Here is a 10,670-nt window from a genome sequence, read left to right on the forward strand (position 1 = left end):
TACAGTTTTTTCATGTTGCGTATGCAGTGGACTTAATGCGCCAGTATCAGTATGTCATTCTTCAAGTCAAAGAAATTTTGCCACGCTGCTAGCACTCAGGATTTTACATGCAATAGAGCATCAATGGCTTCTGCGGGCCATTGATGCTTTGTATGCCGTTAAACCGTGTGCAAATACCAGTTGTACTCAAGGTCGGAAATCGAGTGTTCGAACTCTTCCAGTTCACTCTCCTTGCACGCCACAAAGATATCGATGTACTTCGGATCGATATACCTGGCCATCACTTCACTGTCATCCAGGGTCCGCAATGCGTCGCGCAGGTTGTTTGGCAGGCTCTGTTCGAACTGTTCGTACGAGTTGCCTTCCACCGGTGCCACGGGCTCGATCTTGTTGGTCAGGCCGTGGTGCACGCCGGCCAGGACCGAGGCCATGACCAGGTACGGGTTGGCATCGGCGCCGGCTACGCGGTGTTCGATACGCACCGAGTCGGCGGTGCCGGTCGGAACGCGTACGGCCACGGTGCGGTTGTCCAGGCCCCAGGTCGGCGAATTGGGCACATAGAATTGTGCGCCGAAGCGGCGGTAGGAGTTGACGTTCGGGCACAGGAACGCCATCTGCGCCGGCAGGGTCTCGAGCACACCGCCGACCGCGTGACGCAATGCGGCGTTCTGCTCGGGATCCTCACTGGTGAAGATGTTCTTGCCATCGCGATCCAGGATCGAGATATGCACGTGCAGTCCGTTGCCCGCCTGGCCCGGATAAGGCTTGGCCATGAAGGTGGTGTCCATCTCATGGTCGTAGGCGATGTTTTTGATCAGGCGCTTGAGCAACACCGCGTAATCGCAGGCCTTGAGCGGGTCGGCGACGTGGTGCAGGTTGACTTCGAATTGCGCTGGCGCACTTTCCTTGACGATGGCGTCGGCCGGGATGCCTTGTTCCTTGGCGCCTTCGAGGATGTCTTGCAGGCAGTCGACGTATTCGTCCAGGTCGTCGATCAGGTACACCTGGGTCGAGTGCGGACGCTTGCCGGAAATCGGTGAGCGCGGTGGCTGTGGGCGCCCGTTCACGTTTTCCTGGTCGATCAGGTAGAACTCAAGCTCGAACGCTGCACAAATAGTCAGGCCCATTTCGTCGAAACGGCTGACGACCTGGCGCAACACTTCGCGCGGATCGGCGAAGAAAGGCTCGCCTTCGAGTTCGTGCATGGTCATCAGCAGTTGCGCGGTAGGGCGCTTCTGCCAGGGCTCATTGCACAGGGTATTGGGGATGGGATAGCAGATGCGGTCGGCATCGCCGATATCCAGGCCTAAACCTGTACTTTCGACGGTCGAGCCGTTGATATCCAGAGCAAACAGTGACGCGGGGAGGTTGATGCCTTTCTCGTAAACCTTATGCAGGCTGGTGCGTTCGATTCGCTTGCCACGCACCACGCCATTCATATCTGCAATCAGAAGGTCGACGTAGAGAACCTCAGGATGTTCCTTAAGGAACGCGTTCGCTTCGTTGAGCTGAACGGCACGCGGGGGTACCGACATGATGCAACACCTTTGTTGTTAAAAATATCAATCATCTAGCCTTGCGGGGTTCAGTCAATCCGAAAGCCAGTATGAAGTCAATAGAGCCATATTTTGCCCTGAAATGGCCCCTGTGTGCCAAACGTGCTGCGTATCGGCGCATCCACGAACGGCGTGAACCGCGACTTTTACGCGATTCTGAAGGGCGGTGTTCAAGGTTTTTCGTAAAGTTGTGAAATAAATTGAACAGCGCTAAGCTCCGGTCCAACCCATAACAGCAAAAATAGCGGGGGCTGGATGGCTCGTCTGTCATCGATCACCAACGGCATGCGCTGCAAACCGCCGGCCAGATCCATATATATCTATAGTCGCCTTACCGCACCCTACCACTATAGTGGCGCGTCCAGCACCCTGCCTGTGGCACATGCCCGGCCTGTGGGTGCTGCCGACAGCGACTTTAATTTGTCCTGCATTCATCAAAACAGCACCTGCCAGGCGCATTCTGCGCGGCTGGGTGTTGCGATCCTGCAGCGCGCCTTGCAATGTGACAGCGCCATGTCGCCAAAAATGCCTGATCGCCATCAGGACAGACCAAACCTGAGGTATTTATGAGTAGCAACCTCGACCAGCTCACCGATTGGTTGAAAGAACACAAGATCACTGAAGTCGAATGCATGATGTCCGACCTGACCGGCATCACGCGTGGCAAGATTTCGCCGACCAACAAGTTCATCGCCGAAAAAGGCATGCGCCTGCCCGAGAGCGTGCTGCTGCAGACCGTGACCGGCGATTATGTCGAAGACGAGATCTACTACGAGCTGCTCGATCCTGCCGATATCGACATGATCTGCCGCCCGGACGCCAATGCCGTGTATCTGGTGCCGTGGGCCATCGAGCCGACCGCACAGGTGATCCACGACACCTATGACAAGCAGGGCAATCCCATCGAGCTGTCGCCGCGCAACGTGCTCAAGAAGGTGCTCAAGCTGTACGCCGATCAGGGCTGGCAGCCGATTGTGGCGCCGGAAATGGAGTTCTACCTGACCAAGCGCAGCGACGACCCCGACTATCCGTTGCAGCCGCCGGTAGGCCGCTCCGGGCGTCCGGAAACCGGTCGCCAGTCGTTCTCCATCGAAGCCGCCAACGAATTCGACCCGCTGTTCGAGGACGTCTACGACTGGTGCGAGCTGCAGAACCTGGACCTCGACACGCTGATTCACGAAGACGGCACGGCGCAGATGGAAATCAACTTCCGTCATGGCGATGCCCTGTCGCTGGCCGACCAGATCGTGGTGTTCAAGCGCACCATGCGCGAGGCGGCGCTCAAGCACAACGTGGCGGCAACCTTCATGGCCAAGCCCATGACCGGCGAGCCGGGCAGCGCCATGCACCTGCACCAGAGCATCATCGACATCAATACCGGCAAGAACATCTTCTCCAACGAAGACGGGACCATGAGCCTGTTGTTCCTGCAGCATGTCGGCGGCCTGCAGAAATTCATCCCTGAACTGCTGCCGCTGTTCGCACCCAACGTCAACTCGTTCCGCCGCTTCCTGCCCGACACATCGGCGCCGGTCAACGTCGAGTGGGGCGAAGAAAACCGCACCGTCGGCCTGCGCGTGCCGGATGCCGGCCCGCAGAACCGCCGCGTCGAAAACCGCCTGCCGGGCGCCGATGCCAACCCGTACCTGGCGATCGCCGCCAGCCTGCTGTGCGGCTTCATCGGCATGGTCGAGGGCATCAACCCGAGTGCGCCGGTGCAGGGCCGAGCCTATGAGCGCCGCAACCTGCGCCTGCCGCTGACCATCGAGGATGCGCTGGAGCGTCTGGAAAACAGCAAGACCATCGAGAAGTACCTCGGCAAGAAATTCATCGTCGGCTACGTCGCGGTCAAACGCGCCGAGCACGAGAACTTCAAGCGCGTGATCAGCTCGTGGGAACGCGAGTTCCTGTTGTTCTCCGTCTGAAGCGGAACTGGATGTAGATGTAGGAGCGCGCTTGCCCGCGACCGGCGGCGTTAGCCGTCGTGAATTTGTGGCGTTTCCGAGATTTTACGACTGCTCGTGCAGCCGGTCGCGGGTAAACGCGCTCCTACAGGCATCCACCGCGCAACCGTATACATAACCTGGCAATGGAGTGTCTTCATGACCGCCAAGAATCCGCAAACCCTTCACTGGCAAGGCCTGAGCCACCAGCACCATCTGGCGCCCTTCAGTGATTACAAGCAACTGAAGGAAAAAGGCCCGCGCATCATCACCCGTGCCGACGGCGTGTACCTGTGGGACAGCGAGGGGCAGCAGATTCTCGACGGCATGGCCGGGCTGTGGTGTGTGGCGGTCGGCTATGGCCGCGAAGAGCTGGTCGAGGCGGCCAGCCGGCAGATGCGTGAACTGCCGTACTACAACCTGTTCTTCCAGACCGCCCACCCGCCGGCGCTGGAACTGGCGCAAGCGATTGGCCAGATCGCGCCTGAAGGCATGCACCACGTGTTCTTCACCGGCTCCGGCTCCGAGGGCAATGACACCATGCTGCGCATGGTGCGCCATTATTGGGCAATCAAGGGGCAGCCGAACAAGAAGACCATCATCAGCCGGGTCAACGGCTACCACGGCTCGACCGTCGCCGGCGCCAGCCTGGGCGGCATGAGCTACATGCATGAGCAGGGCGACTTGCCGATTCCGGGCGTGGTGCACATTGCCCAGCCGTACTGGTACGGCGAGGGCGGCGACATGACGCCGGATGAATTCGGCATCTGGGCGGCTGACCAGCTGGAAGCGAAAATTCTCGAACTGGGCGTCGATAACGTCGGCGCATTCATTGCCGAGCCGATCCAGGGCGCTGGCGGGGTCATCGTGCCGCCAGACAGCTACTGGCCGCGCATCAAGGAAATCCTCGCCCGCTACGACATTCTGTTCGTCGCCGACGAGGTGATCTGCGGGTTCGGCCGTACCGGCGAATGGTTCGGCAGTGACTACTATGGATTGAAGCCCGACATGATGACCATCGCCAAGGGCCTGACCTCAGGCTACGTGCCCATGGGCGGGCTGGTGGTACGCGACGAAATCGTTGCGGTGCTCAATGAAGGCGGCGATTTCAACCACGGCTTTACCTATTCCGGGCACCCGGTGGCGGCAGCCGTGGGGCTGGAAAATATCCGCATCCTGCGTGAAGAGGGCATCGTTGAGCAGGTGCGTGCGCAAACGGCACCCTATTTGCAGCAGCGTCTGCGTGAACTGAACGATCACCCGCTGGTGGGCGAGGTGCGCGGGGTCGGCTTGCTGGGCGCCATCGAGCTGGTCCGCGACAAGACCACCCGCGAGCGCTATACCGGGAAGTCGGCAGGCACGATCTGCAGAACCTTCTGCTTCGACAATGGCCTGATCATGCGGGCTGTGGGCGATACCATGATCATTGCTCCGCCGCTGGTCATCAGCCTGGCGCAGATCGACGAACTGGTGGAAAAGGCGCGCAAGTGCCTGGACCTGACCCTGATGGCACTGCAGAACTAATCGGCTTGAAAGCCTTGCCGGTAAATTGCCAGACTAACGACGCTGCCACTAACGAAAATTCTGGAGCTGTACGCATGAAAACATTCGGCAAGACCCTTCTCGCCTTGTCCATGGCGGGCCTGATGGCCGCCAACGCGCAGGCCGCTGACAAAGAGCTGCACGTGTACAACTGGTCCGATTACATCGCGCCCGAGACGATTGCCAAGTTCGAAAAAGCGTCGGGCATCAAGGTGGTCTACGACGTGTTCGACAGCAACGAGACCCTTGAGGCCAAGCTGCTGGCGGGCAAGTCCGGCTATGACGTGGTCGTACCGAGCAACAACTTCCTGGCCAAGCAGATCAAGGCAGGCGTGTATCAGGAACTGGACAAGTCGAAACTGCCGAACTGGAAAAACCTCGATCCTGACCTGCTCAAGGCCGTTGGCGACGCCAGCGACAAGGGCAACAAATACGCCTTCCCGTACATGTGGGGCACCATCGGCATCGGCTACAACCCCGAGAAGGTCAAGGCCGCGCTGGGCGTCGACAAGATCGACTCGTGGGATGTGGTGCTCAAGCCCGAGAACATCGCCAAGCTCAAGGGCTGCGGCGTGAGCTTCCTTGATTCGCCGACCGAAATGATCCCGGTGGCCCTGCATTACCTGGGTTACCCGACCAACAGCGAAGACAAGAAGCAACTGGCCGAAGCCGAGGCGCTGTGGCTGAAGATTCGTCCTTCGGTCGCCTATTTCCACTCGTCCAAGTACATCTCGGACCTGGCCAACGGCAACATCTGCGTCGCCATCGGTTATTCGGGTGACCTGGAGCAGGCCAAGGAGCGCGCCAAGGAAGCCGGTGACAAGGTCAAACTGTCTTACACCATTCCGAAGGAAGGCGCTGGCAGCTTCTTCGACATGGTCGCCATTCCCAAGGACGCCGAGCACGTCGATGCGGCCTATCAGTTCCTGAATTTCCTGCTGCAGCCGGAAATCATGGCCGAGATCACCAACGAAGTGCGCTTCCCGAACGGCAACAAGGCTGCCACCGAACTGGTCGACAAGGACATCTCGGGCGACCCGAGCATCTATCCACCAGCCGATGTCACCGCCAAGCTGTACGCCATCTCCGATTTGCCGGCCGCGACCCAGCGCTTGCTGACCCGCAGCTGGACCAAGATCAAGTCCGGGAAATAAAACTGTCACAATTAGTGTGGATGCTGCGTGGCCGTCGGGCCGCGCAGTGCTTTGCAGGATGAATGCACAAGTTGGCCGACCGGCGAACCGTTTGTTTCAGCGGCAGGACCACTTCAAAAAGGACTGATGCCTTGTCTATCTCCACTCTGTTCAAAGTCTTGCTGGCCGGTACCGGCCTGACCCTGGCGGTCAGCGCCCAGGCCGAATCCACCGTCCATGTCTACAACTGGTCCGATTACATCGGCGAAACCACGCTGGCGGATTTCCAGAGCAAGACCGGGATCAAGCCGGTCTACGATGTGTTCGATTCCAACGACACGCTCGAAGCCAAATTACTGGCCGGGCGCAGCGGTTACGACGTGGTCGTACCCAGCAACCATTTCCTGGGCAAGCAGATCAAGGCCGGGGCTTTTCAGAAGCTCGACAAGTCGCTGCTGACCCACTATCAAAACCTCGACCCCGCGCTGCTCAAGCGCCTGGAAAAGAACGACCCCGGTAACCAGTACGCCGTGCCGTACCTGTGGGGCACTAACGGCATCGGCTACAACGTCGACAAGGTCAAGGCCGTGCTGGGTGTCGACAGCATCGATTCCTGGGCGGTGCTGTTCGAGCCCGAGAACATCAAGAAGCTCTCCAGCTGTGGCGTTGCGCTGCTCGATTCGGGCGACGAGATGATTCCGGCGGTGCTTAATTACCTGGGGCTGGACCCCAACAGCACCAAGGAAGCCGACTACAAAAAGGCTGAGGCCAAGCTGCTGGAAATCCGTCCTTACGTGACCTATTTCCACTCCTCCAAATACATCGCAGACCTCGCCAATGGCGAGATTTGTGTCGCCGCAGGCTTCTCGGGCGACGTATTCCAGGCCCGCGACCGTGCCGCGGAGGCCGGCAAGGGCGTCAAGATCGCTTATAGCATCCCGAAAGAGGGCGCGAACCTGTGGTTCGACATGCTCGCGATTCCGGCTGACGGCAAAAACGTCAAAGAGGCCCATGCCTTTATCGATTACCTGCTGGAGCCTGCGGTCATCGCCCAGGTCAGTGATCAGGTCGGTTATGCCAACCCGAATACCAAGGCTGGTGAGTTGATGGAGGCCTCGATCCGCGACAACCCTGAGGTGTACCCACCGCAGGCGGTGCTGGATCGATTGTTTGTGAACAGCGAGCTGCCCGCCAAGGTGCAACGTCTGATGACCCGTAGCTGGACCAGGGTCAAATCGGGCAAGTAAAAAACCAGCGCCTGGCCGCCCTCGGCCAGGCCGCATAATTGTTGGGAGTTTTCACCCATGGCAGTTGCCTCCGGCGCCTTCAAGAAATCCCTCGAAAGCGGCAAGAAGCCCAAAGAGGTTCTGGTCAAGGTCGACAGGGTCACCAAGAAGTTCGACGAGACCGTGGCGGTGGACGACGTGTCCCTGCAAATCAACAAGGGTGAGATCTTTGCCCTGCTGGGCGGCTCGGGTTCCGGCAAGTCGACGCTGCTGCGCATGCTGGCCGGTTTCGAGCGTCCCACCGAAGGGCGCATCTACCTCGATGGCGTCGACATCACCGACCTGCCGCCCTACGAGCGGCCGATCAACATGATGTTCCAGTCCTATGCGCTGTTTCCGCACATGACCGTGGCCGACAACATCGCCTTTGGCCTCAAGCAAGACAGACTGCCCAAGGCCGAGATCGACGAGCGCGTGGCCGAAATGCTCAAGCTGGTGCACATGACCCAGTACGCCAAGCGCAAGCCGCACCAGCTCTCCGGTGGCCAGCGTCAGCGTGTGGCGCTCGCGCGTTCGCTGGCCAAGAAGCCCAAGCTGCTGCTGCTCGACGAGCCCATGGGCGCGCTGGACAAGAAGCTGCGTTCGCAAATGCAGCTTGAGCTGGTCGAGATCATCGAGCGCGTTGGCGTGACCTGCGTGATGGTCACCCACGACCAGGAAGAGGCCATGACCATGGCCGAACGAATCGCGATCATGCACCTGGGCTGGATCGCGCAGATCGGCAGCCCCATCGACATCTATGAAACCCCCACCAGCCGCTTGGTGTGCGAGTTCATCGGCAACGTCAACCTGTTCGACGGCGAAGTGGTCGAGGACATGGAAGGCTATGCCCTGATCCGCAGCCCCGAGCTGGAGCGGCCGATCTATGTCGGCCACGGCGTCAGCACCTCGGTCGAAGACAAGAGCATCACCTACGCCCTGCGCCCGGAAAAACTGCTGATCACCACCGAACAGCCCACCGTGGAATACAACTGGTCGCGTGGCAAGGTCCACGACATCGCCTACCTGGGCGGCCATTCGGTGTTCCATATCGAGCTGCCCGGCGGCAAGCGCGTGCAATCGTTCGTGGCCAACGCCGAGCGCCAGGGCGCGCGGCCGACCTGGGGCGACGAAGTGTTCGTGTGGTGGGAAGACGACAGCGGCGTGGTACTGCGCTCATGAAAATACGCAAGATCAAGCGCGCCCTGGGGCGCATCGTGCCCAACGGGCGGCAACTGGTCATCGGTGCGCCGTTCCTGTGGCTGTTCCTGTTCTTTGCCTTGCCGTTCCTGATCGTCCTCAAGATCAGCTTCGCCGAAGCCGATGTCGCGATCCCGCCGTACACCGAAGTCTTCAGCTACGCCGAAGAAAAGCTGCAGTTGATCCTCAACTTCGGCAACTACACGATGCTGGCCGGCGATGACCTGTATCTCGCCGCCTACCTGGGATCGTTGAAGGTCGCGTTTTTCAGCACCCTGCTGTGCCTGCTGATCGGCTACCCGATGGCCTACGCCATCGCCAATGCACGCAAGGACATCCAGACCGTCTTGCTGCTGCTGATCATGATGCCGACCTGGACCGCGATCCTTATCCGCGTCTATGCGTGGATGGGCATCCTGGGCAACAACGGCCTGCTCAACGGTTTTCTGATGTGGCTGGGGCTGATCGATGAGCCCTTGCAGATCCTCAACACCAACATCGCGGTGTACATCGGCGTGGTCTATTCGTACCTGCCGTTCATGATCCTGCCGCTCTACGCCAACCTGGTCAAACACGACCAGAGCCTGCTCGAAGCCGCCTCCGACCTGGGGTCGAGCACCTTCAACAGCTTCTGGAAAATCACCGTGCCGCTGTCGAAAAACGGCATTATTGCCGGCTGCATGCTGGTGTTCATTCCGGTGGTGGGCGAGTTCGTCATCCCTGAGCTGCTCGGTGGCCCGGAAACGCTGATGATCGGCAAGGTGCTGTGGCAGGAATTCTTCAATAACCGCGACTGGCCGGTGGCTTCGGCGCTGGCGGTCATCATGCTGCTGGTGCTTATCGTGCCCATCATCCTGTTCAACCGCAGTCAGGCCAAAGAACTGGAGGGCAAGGCATGAGAGGGTTCAAGTTCTCCAACCTGATGCTGGTCGTGGGCCTGTTGTTCATCTACCTGCCGATGCTGATCCTGGTGATCTACTCGTTCAACGACTCGCGTCTGGTCACGGTGTGGGGCGGCTGGTCGGTCAAATGGTACGTGGGCCTGCTGGACAACACGCAACTGATGGGCTCGGTGATGCGCTCGCTGGAAGTGGCGTTCTACACCGCCATCGCCGCCGTGGCGCTGGGCACCATGGCCGCCTTCGTGCTGACGCGCATCTCGCGCTTCAAGGGGCGCACCGCGTTTGGCGGGCTGGTCACCGCGCCGCTGGTCATGCCCGAGGTGATCACCGGTCTGTCGCTGTTGCTGCTGTTCGTGGCCATGGCGCAACTGATCGGCTGGCCCGCCGAGCGCGGCCTGCTGACCATCTGGATCGCCCACACCACGTTCTGCACCGCTTACGTGGCCGTCGTGGTCTCGGCGCGCCTGCGCGAACTGGACCTGTCGATCGAGGAGGCCGCCATGGACCTCGGCGCCCGGCCCTGGAAGGTGTTCTTCCTGATCACCATCCCGATGATCGCGCCATCGCTCGCCGCTGGCGGCATGATGTCCTTTGCCCTGTCGCTGGACGACCTGGTACTGGCCAGCTTCGTCTCCGGTCCCGGCTCGACCACCTTGCCGATGGAAGTGTTCTCCGCCGTGCGTCTGGGGGTCAAACCTGAAATCAACGCCGTGGCCAGCCTGATTCTGCTGGCCGTGTCGCTGGCGACCTTTCTGGTCTGGTACTTCACCCGCCAGGCGGAAGAGCGCCGCAAGAAAGCGATTCAGCAAGCGATTGAAGAAGGTGCCAACTGGCAAGCGCCAGCCAAGGCCTGAGTACTGCACTCCTGCGAACCCCTGATCTGACCCCAAAAAGTTGGACAGTCTATTGCCACACGCCTACCGAACGAGTCCTGAACTCCACAGGACTCAATCCGCCAAGCCTCACTTTTATCCGGTCATGATTGTAGTAACGGATGTACTCGTCCAGCCCCGTCCTCAGCTCCTCCACATTCTGGAAGCGCTTGAGGTAGAAAAACTCGGACTTCAGTATCCCGAAAAAACTTTCCATTGCGGCATTGTCCAGGCAGTTTCCCTTGCGTGACATGCTT

Annotated in this window: 9 protein-coding genes; 7 read left to right on the plus strand and 2 right to left on the minus strand. The window is 59.7% G+C overall.

From position 1 onward, the window contains the following. Positions 1–158 precede the first annotated feature (158 nt). The gene (locus ACYAS9_RS06915; protein WP_459746914.1) at positions 159–1,535 is read right to left on the minus strand and encodes a glutamine synthetase family protein; all 1,377 of its coding nucleotides are present in this window, start codon (positions 1,533–1,535) and stop codon (positions 159–161) included. Between the two features lie 587 nt (positions 1,536–2,122). On the opposite strand from ACYAS9_RS06915, the gene ACYAS9_RS06920 reads away from it, so the two are divergent. The 7 genes from ACYAS9_RS06920 to ACYAS9_RS06950 all read left to right on the plus strand — a co-directional run bounded on the left by ACYAS9_RS06920 (position 2,123) and on the right by ACYAS9_RS06950 (position 10,395). Next, on the plus strand, positions 2,123–3,481 hold the full coding sequence (locus ACYAS9_RS06920; protein WP_459746912.1) for a glutamine synthetase family protein: 1,359 nt from the start codon (positions 2,123–2,125) through the stop codon (positions 3,479–3,481). A 177-nt stretch (positions 3,482–3,658) separates the two neighbouring features. Beyond that, a complete protein-coding gene (locus ACYAS9_RS06925) occupies positions 3,659–5,023 on the plus strand; it encodes an aspartate aminotransferase family protein (RefSeq protein ID WP_463567576.1) in 1,365 nt (454 codons plus the stop codon). Between the two features lie 74 nt (positions 5,024–5,097). After that, positions 5,098–6,195, plus strand: a complete 1,098-nt coding sequence (locus tag ACYAS9_RS06930) for a polyamine ABC transporter substrate-binding protein (protein ID WP_463567577.1) — start codon at positions 5,098–5,100, stop codon at positions 6,193–6,195. Between the two features lie 62 nt (positions 6,196–6,257). Next, entirely contained in the window at positions 6,258–7,421 is a 1,164-nt protein-coding gene (locus ACYAS9_RS06935) for a polyamine ABC transporter substrate-binding protein (protein WP_463567578.1), read from the plus strand. A gap of 57 nt (positions 7,422–7,478) precedes the next feature. After that, entirely contained in the window at positions 7,479–8,621 is a 1,143-nt protein-coding gene (potA, locus tag ACYAS9_RS06940; protein WP_463567579.1) for a polyamine ABC transporter ATP-binding protein, read from the plus strand. A 35-nt stretch (positions 8,622–8,656) separates the two neighbouring features. Then, positions 8,657–9,538 (plus strand): ABC transporter permease subunit, encoded by an 882-nt coding sequence (locus tag ACYAS9_RS06945; protein WP_463567587.1) that lies wholly within the window; start codon positions 8,657–8,659, stop codon positions 9,536–9,538. Then, entirely contained in the window at positions 9,535–10,395 is an 861-nt protein-coding gene (locus tag ACYAS9_RS06950; RefSeq protein WP_463567580.1) for an ABC transporter permease subunit, read from the plus strand. Before ACYAS9_RS06945 ends, ACYAS9_RS06950 begins: the two co-directional genes overlap by 4 nt. Positions 10,396–10,444: 49 nt before the next feature. On the opposite strand, the gene ACYAS9_RS06955 is transcribed toward ACYAS9_RS06950, so the two are convergent. After that, positions 10,445–10,670, minus strand: a 226-nt coding sequence (locus ACYAS9_RS06955; RefSeq protein ID WP_463567581.1) for a transposase, incomplete at its 5' end; no start/stop codon positions are given.

The organism is Pseudomonas sp. HP_08 (assembly GCF_055284095.1).